Origin of the sequence: Geobacillus sp. LEMMY01, from assembly GCF_002042905.1 — a bacterium.
GTDB lineage: Bacteria > Bacillota > Bacilli > Bacillales > Anoxybacillaceae > Geobacillus > Geobacillus proteiniphilus.
This window is the reverse complement of sequence record NZ_MVKA01000044.1, coordinates 1-19,109: the sequence shown is the minus strand read 5'-3', so window position 1 is coordinate 19,109 and position 19,109 is coordinate 1. Positions and strand designations below refer to the sequence as shown.

General features: G+C 55.4%; 17 protein-coding genes, 1 other RNA gene and 1 pseudogene. 15 read left to right on the top strand and 4 right to left on the bottom strand.

The annotated features are described in order from the left end of the window. The first annotated feature begins 397 nt into the window (after positions 1-397). The 6 genes from B1A75_RS17215 (at position 398) to B1A75_RS17185 (ending at position 6,658) form a co-directional block, all read left to right on the top strand. A complete protein-coding gene (locus B1A75_RS17215; protein WP_074043995.1) occupies positions 398-655 on the top strand; it encodes a CotD family spore coat protein in 258 nt (85 codons plus the stop codon). Positions 656-890: 235 nt separating this feature from the next. Then, positions 891-1,187, top strand: a complete 297-nt coding sequence (gene gpsB, locus B1A75_RS17205) for a cell division regulator GpsB (protein ID WP_011231037.1) — start codon at positions 891-893, stop codon at positions 1,185-1,187. Positions 1,188-1,287: 100 nt separating this feature from the next. Beyond that, an RNA gene (gene rnpB / locus B1A75_RS17200) (RNase P RNA component class B) lies at positions 1,288-1,684 on the top strand. 147 nt (positions 1,685-1,831) lie between these two features. Then, positions 1,832-2,974, top strand: a complete 1,143-nt coding sequence (locus B1A75_RS17195; protein WP_079936581.1) for a THUMP domain-containing class I SAM-dependent RNA methyltransferase — start codon at positions 1,832-1,834, stop codon at positions 2,972-2,974. A gap of 122 nt (positions 2,975-3,096) precedes the next feature. Further along, positions 3,097-5,034: an ATP-dependent DNA helicase gene (locus tag B1A75_RS17190; RefSeq protein WP_079936580.1), complete on the top strand. Its 1,938-nt coding sequence runs from the start codon at positions 3,097-3,099 to the stop codon at positions 5,032-5,034. Between the two features lie 121 nt (positions 5,035-5,155). After that, positions 5,156-6,658, top strand: coding sequence for a carboxypeptidase M32 (locus tag B1A75_RS17185; protein WP_074043992.1), 1,503 nt, complete (start codon positions 5,156-5,158; stop codon positions 6,656-6,658). A gap of 132 nt (positions 6,659-6,790) precedes the next feature. Here the strand turns inward: B1A75_RS17185 and B1A75_RS17180 are convergent, their stop codons facing one another. From B1A75_RS17180 to B1A75_RS17170, 3 genes are read right to left on the bottom strand one after another with little or no spacing between them, the layout of a single operon-like run. Then, on the bottom strand, positions 6,791-8,440 hold the full coding sequence (locus B1A75_RS17180; protein WP_074043991.1) for a b(o/a)3-type cytochrome-c oxidase subunit 1: 1,650 nt from the start codon (positions 8,438-8,440) through the stop codon (positions 6,791-6,793). A 1-nt stretch (position 8,441) separates the two neighbouring features. Next, positions 8,442-8,912, bottom strand: coding sequence for a cytochrome c oxidase subunit II (locus B1A75_RS17175; protein ID WP_011231043.1), 471 nt, complete (start codon positions 8,910-8,912; stop codon positions 8,442-8,444). Between the two features lie 21 nt (positions 8,913-8,933). Further along, entirely contained in the window at positions 8,934-9,080 is a 147-nt protein-coding gene (locus B1A75_RS17170) for a cytochrome c oxidase subunit 2A (RefSeq protein WP_074043990.1), read from the bottom strand. Positions 9,081-9,377: 297 nt separating this feature from the next. Here B1A75_RS17170 and B1A75_RS17165 point away from each other — a divergent pair. The 9 genes and pseudogenes from B1A75_RS17165 to B1A75_RS17125 all read left to right on the top strand — a co-directional run. Further along, a pseudogene (locus tag B1A75_RS17165) lies at positions 9,378-9,602 on the top strand (type I phosphoribosyltransferase); the annotation flags it as partial. Further along, positions 9,599-10,324, top strand: a complete 726-nt coding sequence (locus tag B1A75_RS17160) for a solute carrier family 23 protein (RefSeq protein ID WP_074043989.1) — start codon at positions 9,599-9,601, stop codon at positions 10,322-10,324. The pseudogene B1A75_RS17165 and the gene B1A75_RS17160, both read left to right, overlap by 4 nt. 154 nt (positions 10,325-10,478) lie before the next feature. After that, a complete protein-coding gene (locus tag B1A75_RS17155) occupies positions 10,479-11,387 on the top strand; it encodes a coiled-coil domain-containing protein (protein ID WP_079936579.1) in 909 nt (302 codons plus the stop codon). A 232-nt stretch (positions 11,388-11,619) separates the two neighbouring features. Then, the gene (locus B1A75_RS17150; protein WP_074043219.1) at positions 11,620-12,687 is read left to right on the top strand and encodes a type III polyketide synthase; all 1,068 of its coding nucleotides are present in this window, start codon (positions 11,620-11,622) and stop codon (positions 12,685-12,687) included. Then, positions 12,684-13,274, top strand: a complete 591-nt coding sequence (locus B1A75_RS17145; protein ID WP_074043261.1) for an isoprenylcysteine carboxyl methyltransferase family protein — start codon at positions 12,684-12,686, stop codon at positions 13,272-13,274. The genes B1A75_RS17150 and B1A75_RS17145 overlap by 4 nt, the downstream gene beginning before the upstream one ends. A 209-nt stretch (positions 13,275-13,483) precedes the next feature. Continuing rightward, positions 13,484-17,236 carry a dynamin family protein gene (locus B1A75_RS17140; RefSeq protein ID WP_079936578.1) on the top strand — a complete coding sequence of 1,251 codons (3,753 nt, stop codon included), beginning with the start codon at positions 13,484-13,486 and terminating at the stop codon, positions 17,234-17,236. Continuing rightward, positions 17,233-17,421, top strand: coding sequence for a hypothetical protein (locus tag B1A75_RS17135; protein ID WP_079936577.1), 189 nt, complete (start codon positions 17,233-17,235; stop codon positions 17,419-17,421). The genes B1A75_RS17140 and B1A75_RS17135 overlap by 4 nt, the downstream gene beginning before the upstream one ends. After that, positions 17,418-17,693, top strand: coding sequence for a YpbS family protein (locus B1A75_RS17130; protein WP_079936576.1), 276 nt, complete (start codon positions 17,418-17,420; stop codon positions 17,691-17,693). The genes B1A75_RS17135 and B1A75_RS17130 overlap by 4 nt, the downstream gene beginning before the upstream one ends. Positions 17,694-17,819: 126 nt before the next feature. Then, positions 17,820-18,668, top strand: a complete 849-nt coding sequence (locus tag B1A75_RS17125) for a sulfurtransferase (RefSeq protein ID WP_079936575.1) — start codon at positions 17,820-17,822, stop codon at positions 18,666-18,668. A 125-nt stretch (positions 18,669-18,793) separates the two neighbouring features. On the opposite strand, the gene B1A75_RS17120 is transcribed toward B1A75_RS17125, so the two are convergent. Then, the coding region (locus tag B1A75_RS17120; RefSeq protein ID WP_176202439.1) for a transposase at positions 18,794-19,109 on the bottom strand (316 nt) is incomplete at its 5' end.

The window sequence follows — 19,109 nt, the reverse complement described above, 5'->3', positions numbered from 1 at the left end:
ACAAAAATGTTTCGTCTTTTTGTTGTGAATCTTGTAGAAAAAAGAAAAAACGTGTACAATGGCATCGGAATGAACGAAAACGATGGCAGGGAGAAGAAGACGATGCGGAGCATGTACAAAAAAATTTTGTATCTTTTTTTTATTGTCGTCGGTTTGACGTTTGTCGTGTTCAATTATATCTATTAATGAACGTCAGAGCGGCCGGCGCCGCATAACGGATTCAAAAAGACGAATGACTATGCCAAAACGTCCGAAGCACCGGGGGCGAGAGAGCCGGTAGATTGTTGGCGCGAATGGCTGCTCAAAATGGGTGTTTATACTAGTACGAGTCCACTCCGTTCATCATAGGCTAGTATTGTCAAGCAACAGCCTAAATTGATGAAAGGAGAGGAATATTATGCATTGCCTGCCGAATGTAACGGCGCCGATCGTTCATCCGCCTCGTTGCAACGTTCAGCATCATTTCGAAGCAACGATTGTGCCGCATATCCATCCATCGCATACGACACATGTTTATCATCACCTGTATGAACATCAACATTATTTCCCGCATACGGAATCGGCGGTGGCTCAGGCTGCCAATCGCCATCTGTACTGTCCGGGTCCGGGACCAATGCCAGGATTTGGTCCGTTTCCGCCGTTTCCGCTGCGATAGTAAGGGCCAAAAACAGAAGCCGCTTTGTCGGCTTCTGTTTTTTTACGGATGGAAAACGCCGGCAGCCGGCGGCGTTTGGGCGGGAGGACGGCGTTTCGGCGCCGCCGGGAAGTCTGCGTGGGCGCCATGCGGCTTCCCGATCGATGCGGCAAGCCAACCGTCAATTGACAACCGGCTGAATTTCTGAAAAAATAAAGAGAAGATGATCGTTGAATGCGGATTGAGGTGAAAAGCCATGTCAGCCCATCAAGTGAAACTGACGCCGAAAGACATTTTAGAAAAGGAATTTAAGGTAAGCATACGGGGGTACAACCAAGACGAAGTGGATCAATTTTTGGATCTCATTATTAAAGATTATGAAGCATTTCAGCAAGAAATTGACGAGCTGCGCCAGGAAAACGCCCGGCTGAAGCGGCAAGTCGAGGAGCTTCAAAAACGGCCGGCGATGTCGGCGGGAACGACGAACTACGACATTTTGCAGCGCCTTTCCAACTTAGAAAAGCATGTGTTTGGCCGGAAACTGTATGAATAACCAGCCGGCAGGGCGAAGTTGATGCAGGTGATTTCTAATTTTTTTTTCTTGATTCTCACACCAAGATCAGCTATACTGTAAGATGCTCGCAGCGTTAATCATGTTCGGGTAATCGCTGCGGCCGGTTTCGGCCGTAGAGGAAAGTCCATGCTCGCACGGTGCTGAGATGCCCGTAGTGTTCGTGCCTAGCGAATCCATAAGCTAGGGCAGTCTGGCTTCGGCTGGGCTGACGGCGGGGAAAGAACCTACGTCCGCATGCGGATATGGTTCGATTACCCTGAAAGTGCCACAGTGACGCAGCTCTAAGGGAAACCTTAGAGGTGGAACGCGGTAAACCCCACGAGCGAGAAACCCAAATGATGGTAGGGGCACCTTCCTGAAGGAAATGAACGGAGGGAAGGACAGGCGGCGTACGCTGCCTGTAGATAGATGATTACCGCCGGAGTACGAGGCGAAAGCCGCTTGCAGTACGAAGGTACAGAACATGGCTTACAGAACATGATTAACGCGGTGATTGGAATCGTGGGAAAGCCCTCCTGCATGAAGGAGGGCTTTCTCTTTTGTGTGTTTTCCTTCCATATGACTATAATGGAAGTATAGGCCATGAATGAGGATACATACGCCTATCAGATAGGGGGAACAGGATGACATCGTTTTCGCTGATTGCCACGGCCGCGATGGGGCTCGAATCGGTCGTCGCGGAAGAAGTGCGCCGGCTTGGCTATGAGTGCCAAGTGGAGAACGGCAAAGTGACGTTTGAAGGCGATGCGCTCGCCATTTGCCGGGCCAACCTTTGGCTGCGCGCCGCTGACCGCGTGAAGCTGAAAGTCGGTGAGTTTCGAGCGACGACGTTTGAGGAGTTGTTTGAACAAACGAAGGCGTTGCCGTGGGCCGATTACTTGCCGAAAGATGCCGAGTTTCCGGTGATCGGGAAGTCGGTCAAATCAACGCTGTTCAGCGTTTCCGACTGCCAAGCCATTGTGAAAAAGGCAGTCGTCGAAAGCTTAAAAGCGCGCTATCATTTGTCGTGGTTCCCGGAAACCGGGCCGTTGTATCGGATCGAGGTGGCGCTTCACAAAGATATCGCGACGTTGACGATCGATACAAGCGGCGCCGGGCTGCATAAACGCGGCTACCGTGCTCGCCAAGGGGAGGCGCCGCTAAGAGAGACGCTCGCGGCCGCCTTAGTGTTGCTCACCAATTGGACGCCCGAGCGCCCGTTCGTCGATCCGTTTTGCGGGTCGGGCACGATTGCCATTGAGGCGGCGCTGATCGGCCAAAACATCGCCCCAGGGTTTAACCGGGATTTCGTCTCGGAGCAATGGCCGTGGATCGGGGAATCGGTATGGGAAGAGGCGCGCCAAGAGGCGGAACAGATGGCGCGTTACGACCAACCGCTTGATATTTGCGGGATTGACCTTAACCCACACATGGTCGAGATCGCCAAGATGAATGCAGCCGAAGCGGGGCTTTCCGATCTCATTTCTTTTCGGGAGGGCCGCGCCGAGCAGTTTCGGACCGATGCACAATACGGGGTGATCGTCGGCAACCCGCCATACGGCGAACGGCTTGGCGAACAACGGGAGGTCGAAGCGCTCTATCGCGCCATCGGCCGCGCCTTCGCCGCCTTGGATACGTGGTCGGTGTACATTTTAACCGCCCACCGCGGTTTTGAAACGCATTACGGCCGCCCGGCGACGAAGCGGCGCAAACTGTTTAACGGCTTTATTGAAACGCATTACTACCAGTACTGGGGGCCGCGGCCGCCGCGCGAAGCTCGAAGTTGACTTCTCGGCGGCCATCGATCATAATATTGTTTTGTTACTAGGGATCGGGCGCGCAACAAACTTGTTGCGCGCTTATGCATGATATGCCGGGGGAGTTTATGCCAATTGGAGGGGTGGCGACGATGGGCCATGAGCGTTATCCGTTTGTTGTAGAAAAAAATGAAAACTTTTTTGATAAGTTGAGCCAGTGGATCGGCGATGTTTTTTATGACATTTTGCCGGAAGCCGGCTTTGAGCTGCGCGACGAGCAAATTTATATGGCGTTTCAGCTCGAGCGGGCGTTTCGCGAAAAAAAGGTGATCTTCGCCGAAGCGGGAGTTGGCACAGGGAAAACGATCGTGTATTTGCTGTATGCAGTCTGCTACGCCCGCTATACCGGCAAGCCGGCCATTATCGCCTGCGCCGATGAGACGCTCATTGAGCAGCTCGTCAAAAAGGAAGGCGATATTGCGAAGCTATCCAACGTGCTCGGGCTGGAAATCGACGTCCGGCTGGCGAAATCGCCGGATCAATATTTATGTTTAAATAAACTGGAAGAAGTGACGACGTATGACGATGACGACATCGAGCTGTATGAGCAAATTTACGATGAACTTCCGGCCTTCGTCCATGACAACAAACCGCTGCAGTCGTTCTACCGCTACGGCGACCGAAAAGAATACGCCCATCTGACCGATGAGCAGTGGAAAAAAATCGCCTGGGATCCGTTTCAAGACTGTTTCACGTGCGAAAAGCGGCATCGCTGCGGACAGACGCTTTGGCGCGACTATTACCGGAAGGCGGCGGATTTGATCGTCTGCTCGCACGATTTTTATATGGAACATGTTTGGACGTATGAAGCGCGCAAGCGGGAAGGACAGCTGCCGCTGTTGCCGGAAGCGAGCTGTGTCGTGTTTGACGAAGGGCATTTATTGGAGTTCGCTGCGCAAAAGGCGTTGACATATCGAATGAAAGAGACGACGCTTGAGACGTTGCTGACACGGCTTCTTGAAAACGACATCCGTGAAGAGCTCGCCTATTTAATTGAGGAGACGCTGGAGACGAGCACGCACTTTTTTGATGAGCTGAAAGCGTGCGCGAAAGACGTTCCGGGTTCGAACCGGAAAGAAATTTTGCCGTCGCCGCGTCTTGAACAATGGGCGAAGCGGCTCGGCGGCCAAATGGTCGAAATCGGCAACGAGCTAGTGTTTGAAAGCGAGACGTATACGATCGATCATTACCAGCTGAACATTGTGGATGAGTATTTGGATCAGATTCAGTATTCACTCGATTTGTTTTTGAAAAACGCCGACGCCATTACGTGGCTTGAGTCGTCGCGTCAAGAGGCGACGTTTGTCGTCATGCCGCGCACCGTTCAGGAAGTGTTGCGCGAAAAAGTGTTCAGCAAACGCATGCCGTTTGTCTTTTCATCGGCAACACTATCAAACGGAAAATCATTCCAATATATAGCGCAAAGCTTAGGCATTGATGACTATTTATCGTTCAGCGTGCCGTCGCCGTTTGATTACGACGAACAGATGACGATTTTTATGCCGACGTTCCGCGCGGATGAGACGCTGTTTGCCAAAAAATACGCATATGCGCTTGAAAAATTGCGCGAAACCGGAGGCCGGGCGCTCATCTTGTTCCCGACGCGCGAGGAGCTTCTTCAGTTTAAAGAAGCGGCAGCCGGCGAACCATTTTCGTTTTTGTTTGAAGGCGACCGTGAAATCAGCGATTTGGTCGCCGAGTTTCAGCGTAACGAGGAAACGGTGCTTTGTTCCGAACATTTATGGGAAGGGCTTGACATCCCGGGGCCGTCGCTTTCGAATGTCATTATTTGGTCGCTGCCGTATCCGCCGAATGATCCGGTGTTTCAGGCGAAGCGAAAAGCGTATAGCAACCCGTTTTGGGACGTCGATGTGCCGTATATGCTTCTTCGTCTTCGCCAAGGAGTCGGACGACTCATCCGCACACGCGACGACTGCGGCATCGTTTCCATTTTCGTCACCGACCGGGAAGATGAACGGGTCATTGCGGCGATCAAAGACGTGTTGCCGACAGCGGTGAGGGGAGAATAAGATTCTTCCCTCCTTTTCATTTTGGGCCGAACACAACATTTCACCATTTGCAAGCAGGAAAAAGGCGGTTCATGATGGAAATGATGATATGCCGACGAAATACATAGGGGGACTGAGCGCAATGAAGCAGATCGAAAAGCAGTTTTTGCAATATGTCAAAAAAATGACGGGCTACCGCGAAGCGATTGGCCTCATGTATTGGGATTTGCGGACTGGCGCCCCGAAAAAAGGGGTCGAGCAGCGATCAGAAGTGATCGGCATGCTGTCAGAAGAAGTGTTTCGCATGTCGACATCCGAGGAGATGGCAGCATTTATCGCCAAGCTGTCGCCCAAAGCCGTCTACGAGCAGCTGGATGACGTGACAAAGAAAACGCTTGATGAATGCAAAAAAGAATACGAGCGCAATAAAAAAATTCCAGCGGATGAATACAAAGAGTTTGTCGTGCTTTGTTCCAAAGCGGAAAGCGTTTGGGAAGAAGCGAAAGCGGCTGCTGATTTCGCCCGGTTTCGCCCGTATTTGGAGCAAATCATCGAGTTTCAGCGCCGCTTTATCAGTTATTGGGGGTATGAAGGACACCCGTACAATACGCTGCTCGATCAATACGAGCCGGGCATGACCGTCGATTTGCTTGACGAACTGTTCAGCCGCCTGCGCGAACGCATCGTCCCGCTTGTGCACGCCATTTCCGCCGCGTCCGACAAGCCGGACACGTCCTTTTTGTTCGCGCCGTTTCCGAAAGAAAAGCAGCGCGCTTTTTTGCTTGAGTTGCTTAAAGAGCTCGGCTATGATTTTGGCAAGGGGCGGCTTGATGAGACGGTCCATCCATTTGCGATCGGGCTCAACCCAAACGATGTGCGCATTACGACGCGCTACGACGAGCGCGACTTCCGCACCGCGGTGTTTGGCACGATCCATGAATGCGGCCATGCGCTGTATGAACAGCACATTTCCGAGGCGCTTGTCGGCACTCCGCTTGCGAGCGGGGCGTCGATGGGCATTCATGAATCGCAGTCGCTCTTTTTTGAAAATATGATCGGACGCCACTACGCGTTTTGGAAGCGGCATTATCCGCGCCTGCAGCAATACGCGCCCACGCAGTTCGCCGACGTTTCGCTTGATGCGTTTTACCGGGCGATCAATGAAGCGAAGCCGTCGCTCATTCGTATTGAAGCGGACGAACTGACGTATCCGCTCCATATTATCATCCGCTATGAAATCGAAAAGCAGCTGTTTGCTGGGGAGCTGGAAGCGATCGACTTGCCGGATGTATGGAATGAGAAATATGAACAATACCTTGGCATCCGCCCGCACAACGATGCGGTCGGCGTGTTGCAGGACGTCCATTGGTCCGGCGGCAGCTTCGGCTATTTCCCATCGTATGCGCTCGGCTATATGTATGCGGCGCAATTCAAGCAAGCGATGGAAAAAGAGTTGGATGTAGCTGGGCTGCTTGAAGAGGGGAACATCGCACCGATCCGTGAATGGCTGACCGTTCATATCCACCAGTTTGGAAAAATGAAAAAGCCGCTCGAACTTGTGCTCGATGCGACCGGCGAAACGCTGAAAGCCGATTATCTTATTCAATATTTAGAAGAAAAATATAAGGCGCTTTATCGATTATAGAACAGGCGCGTCAGTGCAAACATCGTTCTTACGCTGTTCGTTTAGTTTTTCTGTCGACAAAGTCCTATTGTGTCTCGGTTTTATGCACATAAAGAGGAAGGTGTCCCGATCGCTTAGGGACACCTTCTTGTTTCACCATAATTTGTATCCTTTCGACCCCGGAGGAGCGTTTTGAATGATGTCGATGATCGGCACCGTATAGGCGATCAAAATGAGCGCAACGACGAGGCCGATCCAAAGCTTCCAGTTTTCAAGCGCCAGCGCAGCCCGTTCATACGGAGCAGCTGCCTCCGCGACCGGAAATTCCGTTTCGCCTTTCGGGGCGAAAAAGGCCAAGTTGATCACGATGACGAGAATCAAAATAATGCCGATGAACAAAATGGTGCCGCCGACCGCTTGCGCGATTTGGTACGGAATCCATTCAAGCGCTTGCGGCGAATTGCCGTACGTGGAGAACGCCGAGCGTCGCGGTGCGCCGAGCAAACCGGCGAAATGCATCGAGCCGGACATGAACGTCATCCCAACCGCCCAAACGATCGTTTGAATGATGGCGAGCCGGTTCATCGCTTTCGTCATCACCCGACCGGTCAAATGCGGAATGAGCCAGTATGACGCACCAAAAAATGTTAGGACGACAGTCGTTGCCACCGTTAAATGGAAGTGGCCGGTCACCCAAATCGTATTATGGACGACTTGGTTGAGTTGGTGCGAGGCGTTAATAATCCCGCCGGTGCCGGCCGGAATGAAAAACAGCATTCCGACAAACGGAGCGAAAAAGCGGGCGTCGCTCCACGGGAGTTTCCGCAGCCAGCCGAACAAGCCGGTCGCTCCCTGCGAGCGGCCGTACGATTCAAACGTCGCAAACATGGCGAACGCGGTCATGAGCGACGGAATGATGACCATGAACGTCAAGACGACTTGCACGTATTTCCAAAACGGCGAAATCCCCGGCTCAAGCAATTGGTGATGGAAGCCGACCGGAATCGAAAACAGCAAAAACAAGATAAACGCCAGCCGCGCGAGTGAATCGGAGAACATTTTGCCGCCGATCACTTTCGGAATGACGGCGTACCAAACCATATACGCCGGCAATAGCCAGAAGTAGACGAGCGGATGCCCGAAATACCAAAACAGCGTCCGGCTCAAGAGCACGTTCACCCGATCCGTGAGCCCAAGCGACCACGGAATAAGCTGGAAGACGACGGTGGCGGCGACGCCAAGCGTGCAGACGAGCCATAGCACCATATTCGTCACTGACATGAACGCCAACAGCGGGCTCACTTGACCGCGGTGCGTTTTCCGCCAGCGGGCATAATGAGCGAACATCGCAAAGCCGCTCACCCAGCTGCCGACGACGACAAGCGCCAAGCCGATGTAAAAGCCGGCGTGCGCTTGCAGCGGCGCGTAAAACGTATATAAGACAGACGCCTTGCCGGTTAAGATGAAAAACGCACTCATGGCTGTTCCGATTGTCATCAGCCAAAAACCGACCCAACCGGTCCGGCGCGAACCGTCTGAGAGCGCCCCGGTTGTGCGGCTGACCGCGGCGAACTGAAAGCCGATAATGAAAAACGTCGTCAGCACGAGTCCAAGCAAGACGCCGTGCGTCGTCAAAATCGTGTAATAGCTGATCCCAGCCGGGAGCTCAAACTTGCCTGAACGGACTAATGTTTGCAATAGGCCGGCGAACCCCCCGAGCGCGAGGGCGGTAAAGGCGACGAACAAATGGGCAAGCGCCAGTTTCGCATCGCGGCGATCGACTTTTTCCAACGGTTGTGCCATGTTACTCCACCACCTTTATGCGCGCCGTCATCATATGGTGGCCGGCGCCGCAATATTCGTTGCAAAGAATCGTATATTCGCCCGGCTTGTCAAACGTGGTTGTTAAGCTGTTCACATAACCGGGTTCGACCATCATGTTCACGTTCGTTCCCGGGATTTCAAATCCGTGGATGACGTCTTTCGAAGTGACGTTGATCGTCACTTTCGCTCCTTTTGGAATTTCGATCGCATTCGGTGTAAAAGAAAACGCGGCGACGACGATGTTCAACTCGTATTCCTTGTCTCCTTTTTTGACGAGCCCCGGATGATCAAACGGCGGGGTCGAATCGACTTTTTCTGGATCGATCGTTGTCAGGCAGCTCGGCGGCTGCTGTCCGGCGGCGAATGCACTTACGCCGACGACCGTCAAAAAGACGATCAAACAGCCGATGCCAAACGCAAGCCAAATTTTTTCATACTTATGGATGTGCATACCGATTCCCTCCCTTGCCGCTTACAGGCGGTGCAAAAATAAAAAGTAGACGCTGACCCAAGAAAAAATGATGAAAAAGCCGAGCAGAAACACAGAGGCCAGCGTGCCTTTGAGCGCCGGCTCTTTTTCCTTTTTCGTTTGCCGGGCCGCTTCAGCTGCTTTTGCCATGTTTGATCCCCCCTTACTTTGTTGGATTCATCCCCCATAACAGCAATTCGGCAGGTGCGCCAAACGGCCAATTTCCCTGCTTTGACACTATCATAACTGTACAAAACTGGGGCAACAGTGACTTTTCTCACAAAAACGATGCTGGAAGTGTGAACAAATGGTGACGTTTGTGAAAAAATGATGAAGACGTCATTTTCTCTCACGGCAGCAGAGCCCGTCAATGTCCTTTTCGCTGGCATGTAAAACGCCGGCGATTGAACAGGCAATGCGATGCAACAAAGGAGATTAAGCCTATCGATCGTTGATGATTTTTTAGCCAACGGCCAAGCGGCGCTCGGAATGGTGGAGATCATCGAGCAGGCGGGGGCTGATATGGTCGGCATCGGCATTGTCATTGAAAAAGCGTTTCAAGACGGCGGCCGGCTGCTTCGTTCGCGCGGCTTCCGCGTTGTGTCGCTCGCCCGCATCGCATCGCTTGATGGTGGCGCCATTCAATTTGCTGACGAGGTGATGAGTCGATGAAGATGAAATGGTGGCAAGTCGGATCGCTCGGCATCCAACATGTATTGGCCATGTACGCCGGGGCGATCGTCGTTCCGCTCATCGTCGGCGGGGCGCTGCATTTAACGAGCGAGCAGCTGACGTATTTAGTGGCCATTGACTTATTGACGTGCGGCATTGCGACGTTTTTGCAAGCGTGGAAAAACAAGTGGTTTGGCATCGGCTTGCCGGTTATGCTTGGTTGCACGTTTACGGCGGTCGGGCCGATGATCGCTATTGGCGGACAGTACGGGATGCCGGCGGTGTATGGGGCGATCCTCTGCGCCGGAGCGGTTGTGGTGCTCATCAGTCCGTATTTCGGCAAGTTGCGGGCGTTGTTTCCGCCAGTTGTCACCGGTTCGGTCGTGACAGTGATCGGATTGACGCTCATTCCGGCGGCGGTCTTAGGCGGAGCGATGATCGCCATGTTTGGCACGGTTGTCGCCTACGGTGTGAAAATGTTAAGCCAAGTCGATTTGACTTCGCAAGAAAACTTGTTGATCATCGCCTGCTCGGTCGGCGTGGGGCTTGGGGTGACGGTGGTGCCGAACTTGTTTGCCGAGCTGCCGGCCGGCTTGCGCATTTTAACCGACAGCGGCATCGTTGTCGGCAGCATGACCGCCATCATCTTAAACGCCGTCTTCCATTTCGGTAAGGCAAGAAAATCGGCTGCACTGCCGCTGCAGGAACAAAAAATCTCATAATTCTGGTCATGGACTTGGTAGTCATCTTCATTTTCCGGGTGTCGCTCGGGAAATGGGGATGACTTTTTCTTGTTTGCGCCTCGATTGACGGGAAGAATGCTAGAAGATGGTGAAAGGCTGATGGTATAATGGAGAGGAAAAAGGAGGTGAAACAATGGACGAATGGGTGGAGCGCCTTTTCGATGAATTGCGGCAAATGCGGACTCAGATGGCGACCAAAGAGGATGTTGCGCGGTTAAACGGGCGCATCGAGCGACTTGAACAGACCGTGACGGCGACGAGAGAGGATGTCGTACGGGCGAATGAGCGCATCGGGCAGCTTGAACAGACCGTGACGGCGACGAGAGAGGATGTCGCACGGACGAATGAGCGCATCGGGCAGCTTGAACAGACCGTGACGGCGACGAGAGAGGATGTCGTACGGGCGAATGAGCGCATCGGGCAGCTTGAACAGACCGTGACGGCGACGAGAGAGGATGTCGTACGGGCGAATGAGCGCATCGGGCAGCTTGAACAGACCGTGGCGGCGACGAGAGAAGACGTCGCACGGACGAATGAGCGCATCGAGCAGCTTGAACAGACCGTGACGGCGACGAGAGAGGATGTCGTACGGGCGAATGAGCGCATCGGGCAGCTTGAACAGACCGTGGCGGCGACGAGAGAAGACGTCTCACGGGCGAATGAGCGCATCGGGCAGCTTGAACAGACCGTGACGGCGACGAGAGAAGACGTCTCACGGGCGAATGAGCGCATCGGGCAGCTTGAACAGACCGTGATGGCGACGAGAGAGGGCGTCGCGGCGTTGGACGGCCGAATCGGGCACATTGAACGGACGATGGCGACGAAAGAGGACGTTGCCGAATTGCCGTTTATTCGGCAAGCTGTCGTGGAAACGTTAGAAACGCTCAATGAAATTTCGGCGATGAAACAAACCCTCACAGAAATGCAACAAAAAGTCAATGAAGCCATTGCCGGACAAGCCCGGCAAGAGCTCGTGCTTCAATCCCTCGCTTTGCACTTGCTCGAGCATGAAAGCGAAATCCGCGCGCTAAAAGCTAGGTAAACGACAAACATCTCTATGTACATCCTCGCTCATGACCATTTTCCTTCAAAAACAGGCCGGCTTTGTCCGCGCCTGTTTTTTGATTGCCGCATGCTGTTTTTTGGGCGCAAAAAAACAAGGGACCGATCAGCTGTTCCCGAAAAAAATTGGTGCACAAACACACTTTCCTCTGCATACCGATTGGCTTGTTGCGCACCCTAATAGAAAAAGAGGAACAGACCGAGGTGTTTGTATGCCGGTTCTTTTATCTGTCGGCACAGCAAGGATGCCGTATACGGCCGCCCAAGACGAGGTGAAGCAGCATGTCGCCGGGCTGTTCGCCGGGCGAATGGCGCGCGCTGAGCGGCTGCTGCAGGCGTTTGACAACAGCGGCATCCATACGCGCACTTTTGTCCAGCCGCTTGCTTGGTACAGCGTGCCGCACGGCTTTGGAGAAAAAAACGGGGTGTATATCGACCGCGCCGTTCGCTACAGCGGTGAGGCGGTCAACGACTGTTTGTGCAAGGCTTCGTCCAGCCATGTTTTGCATGAGGAGATCGATGCGCTGTTTTACATCTCAACGACGGGACTGTCGACACCGAGCATCGAGGCGCGGCTGATGAACGTATTGCCGTTCTCCCCTCATGCTGTGCGTGTGCCGATTTGGGGGCTCGGTTGTGCGGGAGGGGCGGCAGGGCTCGCCCGGGCAGCCGACTATTGCCGCGCGTTTCCGAATGCCAAGGCGCTTGTGATCGCCGTTGAGTTTTGCAGTTTGACGTTTCAACTCAATGATTGGTCCAAAAGCAATGTGATCGGTACGTCGCTTTTTTCCGACGGCGTGGCGTGCGTGCTTGTGGCCGGCGACGGAGCGGCGTCGGCAAACGGCGCGCCGCGTGTCATCGCCGCCCGCTCGGTGCTCATGCCCGGCTCGGAAGACGTGATGGGCTGGGATGTCTGTGACGAAGGGCTGTTTGTCGTCTTTTCAAAAGATATTCCAATGATTGTCCGCACATGGCTGCGCCCGCAAGTCGAGTCGTTTTTGCAGGAACATGGGTTAGGGCTTGGGGATCTTCATTATTTCATCGCCCACCCGGGCGGGAGGAAAGTCATTGAAGCGTACGAGGAGGCGTTCGGATTCGGTCCGGAACAGACAAAAGCCGCTAGAGACGTGCTCGCCCGCTACGGCAACATGTCGTCGGCCACCGTGTATTTTGTGCTCGAGCAGATGATGCGGCAGCCGCTTTCGCCCGGGCACGGCCTGCTTATCGCTCTCGGCCCGGGCTTTAGTGCGGAAATGGTGCTGCTTCAATGGGAGGGATGATCGTGCGGTTTCTGTTCGTGTTTTTGGCGGTTTCCGGCATGCGCGTCATTGAGCTTCGGCTTGCAAAACGGAACGAACAGTATGTGAAAGCGCTCGGGGCGCGGGAGTTCGGCGCCTGCCATTACCCGTTGATCGTATTGATGCATGTCGGTTTCTTTTTGTCATTGGCTGTTGAGGCGCTTCGAAAAGGCGCGCGTCCGTCGCGCCGCTGGCCGCTTTTGTTTCCGTTCTTTCTTGCCGTCGAGGGGTTGCGCGTATGGACGATTTTGTCGCTCGGCCGTTTTTGGAATACGAAAATTTTGATCGTGCCAAACGGCCAAGTAGTGAAAAAAGGGCCGTACCGATGGCTTCGCCACCCGAACTATGTGGTCGTCGCCTTAGAGATCGCGCTGTTGCCGCTTTTGTTTCAAGCACCGATCACCGCGCTTGTCTTTTCGCTTTTGAACGCATTTTTGCTGTCGATTCGCATCGCGGTTGAGGAAAGGGCGCTGGCCGCGCTCACCGACTATCGGGAGGTGTTTCGGGCGCGGCCGCGGTTTTTGCCCCGGTTAAGTGGGGGCTGCCATCCGCAAGATGCGGCAAGCTGAAAGCAGCGGACAAATGAAAAACAGCCCTTGAGCCGTCTATGATGACATCTGTTCGCAGTTCGCCTGCGGGCGGCGCCGGGGCGTTGCCTCTTTCTCTATGTCATCCTGTCGGGTTACGGCGGGATTTTTCATTTTTTCTATTGGGAAACGGGGCGAAATGCAGTAAAATGAATGTAAATGACATTGACGGAAACAAAGGGGTTTTGGTCATGGGGAATATTGCGATTGAGCGGCCGTCATTGCGGTTGTGGCTTTCGAAAATGATCGACATGCACGATCAGCTTCAGTCCGCAGATGACCAGGAGCATGCGGACAAAGTGAAGCAGCTCATCGAAAAAGCGGCATCCGGCGAGCTGATTGTCGCGTTTTGCGGCCATTTTTCCGCCGGCAAATCGAGTTTGATCAACGCGTTGCTCGGCGAGCCGCTTTTGCCGTCCAGCCCGATTCCGACGAGCGCCAATCTCGTCAAAGTGAAAGCCGGCCCGGACTATGTGCGCGTCTTTTTCCACCGCGATGAGCCGGTCGAGTATGAACCGCCGTACGACCCGGACTTGATTCGCGCCCAATGCCGGGACGGGGAGACGATCGAATGGATTGAAATCAGCCGAACGACGGACGCCATCCCGCCGGGGGTCGCTATCCTAGATACGCCGGGCATCGATTCGACCGATGACGCCCACCGGCTGGCGACGGAGTCAGCGCTTCATTTGGCGGATGTCGTCTTTTACGTCATGGATTATAACCATGTGCAAGCGGAATTAAACTTCCAATTTACGAAGCAATTAACAGATGAAGGAAAAACCGTTTATTTGATCATCAACCAAATCGATAAACATCGCGACGATGAGTTGCCGTTCGCTGAATTTCGCGCCTCGGCCGCCGAGGCGTTCCGGCGTTGGGGGGTTGAGGCGGCCCGTTTGTTTTTCTTGTCGCTGAAAGCTCCGTCACATCCACACAACGAATGGCATGAGCTTGTCACTTGTTTGCGCCGGTTGTTTGCCGACAAGGAGGAATGGCTCGTCCGCGGCGCCGAGTCGGCGTTAAAACGGATCGCCGCCGGCCATCTTGAGCATCTCCGCGCACGGCACGAGCCGCTTGAGCAAGAGATTGAGGCGCGCCTTGAGGCGCTTGGCGGCGCCGATGACGAGGCGGCAGCCATCGCGGAGCTCGATCGCCTTGAGGCGGAGCTTGCCGATTGGCAAACAGCGCCGGCGCGGGCAGAGGGGGCGTTCCGTTCGGAGCTTGAGCGCGTGCTGCAAAACGCGTACTTGATGCCGTTTGAGACGAGGGAGCGGGCTGAGGCGTACTTGCAGGCGATGCAGCCGAATTTCAAAGTGGGCCTGTTGTTCGCGAAGACAAAAACGGAGCAAGAGCGCAAGCGGCGGCTTGAGGCGTTTTATGAAAGCGTCAAAGCGCAAGCAGCGGCGCAAATCGAATGGCACGTCCGCCAGCTCCTTGTTCAGTTTGGAAAGGAATGGCATGCTGATGACGCTTGGCTCAGCGAGTGCCAGCAATGGACGGCGGAGTGGGATGAGACGATGCTTGCCGGCCTCGTCAAACAAGGGGCGGAATCAAGCGGCGCCGCGCTATTAAATTATACGGATGAGGTGGCGGCGGCGCTGAAAAAACGCTACCGCGACTCGGCGCTCGCCTTGTTTGCCGAACTGAAGGAACAAATCGCCAAACGGGCGGCCGCCCAAACGGAAACATTGAGCGGACAGCTTTCGGCGGCGCGCGAAAAAGCGGAGCTAATCGCCCGCCTCGCCCGCCTCAGAGCCGAGCGGGACGAGCGCCGGCGTGCGTTCGAGCAGCTGATCGCTGCTCCAAACGAGTCTGCATCGCTTGATGAAAACCGTCTCGCCGTGTTGACGGCGCCGCCAGTCTTCCGGAAAGCGCGTCATGCCGAGGAGGCAAAACCGCAAGCCGCATCCAAGCCAGTGGCAACGAGCCGTCTTTCCGCCAAAGAGCAAGCGCTCGGTCAGGAAGCGGCCGGCCTCGGAGTGAGCGAAAGAGCGGGCGAAGCTCGGACGCCTTCAAGCGGCGGAAAACAGCGGAGCGAAGAGGCGGCCGAGCGGCTTGAGGAAGCGGCGGCTTGGCTTGAACGGTCCGAAATGCTTGGCCGCTTCGCTGGACCGTTGCGCGACAAGGCGCGTCGGCTTCGCGAGCGATCGTTTACCGTCGCCTTGTTTGGCGCCTTCAGCGCCGGCAAATCGTCGCTGGCGAACGCCTTGCTCGGCGCCCCGCTTCTGCCATCGTCGCCCAACCCGACCACCGCCGCCATCAGCAAAATCGCGCCGCCCGATCAAGAGCACCCGCACGGTACGGCGGTCGTGAAAGTGAAAAGCGAACCGCAAATTTGGGCGGATGTGCAATCGTCGCTTCGGCAGTGCGGCCATGAGGCAAATGCATGGGATGAAGCGCTTCGCCTTTGTGCCCTCCTTGCCGAGTCCGGGGCCGAACATCCGGCGCAAAAGCCGCATGTGGCCTTTTTGGCAGCTGCCGCGGCCGGCTATGAGCGGATGACCGGCCGATTCGGGGAGGTCGTCTCCATCGGTTGGGAAGAGCTCGAGACGTATGTCGCTGACGAAGCGGTGTCATGTTTCTTAGATGAGGTCGTGCTGTACGCCGACTGTCCGCTCACCCGCCAGGGGGTGACGCTTGTCGATACCCCGGGGGTGGACTCGCTGAACGCCCGCCATACGGGAGTGGCGTTTCATTACATGAAGCATGCTGATGCGTTGTTGTTTGTGACGTATTACAACCATGCGTTCTCAAAAGCAGACCGCGAGTTTTTGCTTCAGCTTGGGCGCGTGAAAGACACGTTTGCGCTTGATAAAATGTTTTTCATCATCAATGCGGCCGATTTGGCCCAGTCGAAAGAGGAGCTTGAGGCCGTCGTTTCCTATATGAACGGCGAGCTCGCCCGCTTCGGCATCCGCTTCCCGCGCCTTTATGCGCTCTCAAGCCGCTTGGCGCTGGCGGAAAAAACGGGGGTCGAGCCCGGGTCGCGCGGCGTCTTGGCGGACTCCGGCTTGTCTGCCTTTGAAACCGACTTCTTCCGCTTCTTAACGGAAGAGCTGACGGAAGTCGCCGTCGAGAGTGCGTATGCCGAGCTTGAGCGGGCGCGGCGGACGGCGGAGGAATTCGCGCGCGCCGCCGGGCAAAGCGAAGCGGAAAAAGCGGCGAAACGGCAGGCGCTTGAGGCGGTGAAAACGAAGATGCACGCCGTGCTTGCTGGCATTGATGATGCCTACGGCCGGCAGGCGCTCCGCCAGGAAGTCGACGAATTGCTCTATTACGTGAAGCAGCGCGTCTTTTTCCGCCTCAATGATATGTTTAAGGAGGCGTTCAACCCGGCGGTGCTCCGCGACGACCAAGGTTCGGCGCGTCGGGCGCTTGAGCGTTGCCTCGACGAGCTGCTCGCATCGGTTGGCTTTGATTTGGCCCAAGAGTTGCGGGCGACGAGCTTGCGCGTTGAGTCGTTTTTGCACAGGCAGCTGGCCGAGCAGTTCTCGCGCCTGTTCCATGAGCTTCTCCGCTTAGATGACGCGCTTGCGTTCACGCCGCCCGAGCCGTTTGCTTTTTCGGCGCCGGAGTTTGCCAACGCCCTTGGGGATGTGGACCGGGCACGGTTTACCAAGGCGCTTTCGCTGTACAAAAACGCCAAATCGTTTTTTGAGCGCGACGAGAAGCGGCGGATGAAAGAGGAAATTGAGGCAGCGCTTGTCGAGCCGATCGACGGCTATTTGGCTGAGCAAAAAGAGCGGCTTGTGGCGACGTACGCAGAACAATACAGGGCTGCCGTCGCCGCACTTTCGGCCGCCCTTGCGGAACAAGTCGACAGCTATATGGAGGGTTTGCTTGCCGCGCTCGCCGAAACAGCGGACCATGAGGCGCTCGCCCGCATCGAAGCGGCGCTTCGCGGCCTTCTTTCCGGCCATGGCGGGGAGGAGCGGCGATGAACCGGTTTCACGCTTGCGCCACATGCATCCACTACCGTATAGAAAAGCGAGCCGACGGGTTGTACACGTATTGCCGCCGGCTCGGCTATGCGACGAAACCGAACTATCGGTTCAGCTGCTGGACGCCGAAACCAAACGTCCGGCGTTTGATGGAAAAAGAAGCAGGAAAGGACGAGGACCATTGAGCGAAGTGCATCACGCGATCACTGCCCATGTGCAAAAACAGCATGCCATCTTGAAGCAATTTGCTATGCTCGACGCCGAGCGCGAGCGGCTCATCGACGAAGCGGTCGAGCGGTGCCGCCGCGGCGAGCCGTTTACGGTTGATGGGATCAATGAAGTGACGAAGCGGATGAACGAGCTGGCCAAAGGCGGCCTCGTGCCGGCGCGCCGGTACGTGACGCCGGAGATGGTGCGTGAGTACGTGCGCCGCCTTGAAGGGAAAGAGCGATCGTGACGATGGCGTCAGTGCTGGCTGAGCGTGTCGGCGGCGCCGCCGGCGTCCTGTTGATGATTGACTGCTTTCCGTTCTGATCAAGAAGCGGCGTTTGGCGTCAGTAAAAACAAAGAGGGGGGAGAAAATATGGCGTCGCTTGTTTCCCATGAATGGCTCCTTCGCCATTTGCACGACGAAAACACGCGCATTCTTGATTGTCGGTTTTGGCTTGGCGATCCTGCGAAAGGAGCGGCCGTTTACCAGGAGGATCATATTCCTGGTGCAGTGTATATTGACTTGGAACGCGACTTGTCGGGCCCGGTCGGAGAGCACGGCGGCCGCCACCCGCTTCCGTCGGCCGAGCAAGCGGCGGACGTGTTCGGCCGAGCCGGCATCGATGAAACGGTGACCGTTGTCGTTTACGACGACCAAGACGGGGTGATGGCGGCGCGTTGCTGGTGGCTGCTCCGCTATTTCGGCCATGCCCACGCATACGTATTGAACGGCAATTACAGTGAATGGAAGAAGAAAGGGCATCCGGTGACGAACGTCGTCCCTGCTGTAGCGTCCCGCCCGTTTCGGCTGCGCCCGGATCGGTCATGGCTGGCGACGGTCGATGACGTGCGCGCTGCCGTCCGCGATCGTTCGGTCGTGCTCATTGATTCGCGTGAATGGAAGCGGTATGCCGGCCTGGAAGAACCGATCGACCGCCGAGCCGGCCGCATTCCGGGAGCAGTGCACCGGTTTTGGAGAGACGGAATGACGGAAGGCGGCTACTGGAAAAGCGCTGTCGAGCAGGCGGCTCGGTTTGCCGATTTTGACCGTGGGCAGTCGTTGATCGTTTACTGTGGTTCCGGCGTCACCGCCTGTCCGAACGTGTTGGCGCTCCGCGAAGCTGGTTATTACAACGTTCGGCTGTACGTCGGCAGCTTCAGCGACTGGATTTCCTATCCGGACCACCCGATTGAAACGGGTGATCCGTCATCCGATGCTTAGTTTTCTTCGATTCGGGCTGAAACAACATTCGACGCCTCGGTGTTGTCGGATGGAACGTTGTTTCCTTTTCATTTTTCTTCGGTCCGCATGAGGTCGAAGCGTTGTTGATTTTCAGCGATTTTCACCTAGAAGGCCGGTGAATTAATGGGGCATAGACTTCCCTCATGTCGAATTTTGGAGACCATTCTCCCCGCCATTTGGCGCCAAAGGACGGGAAGACGAGCAGGACTTCCTGCTCCAAATTCCGTTTTTGCGCACGCCAAAGAGCCGGTCCCCCCTCGTTTTTTTCGAAACCGGCACAATCGCTTCAGATTTTGCACGACGGCGGTCAACAGCGCCTGTTCTTCCATGGCGTCCAGGCCCCGGCTTCGGGCCCGGTCCAGCCCATGACATTCCTTCCCTTCGGCGAACACATGCTCACAACGCGTGCGAAGGGCTTGA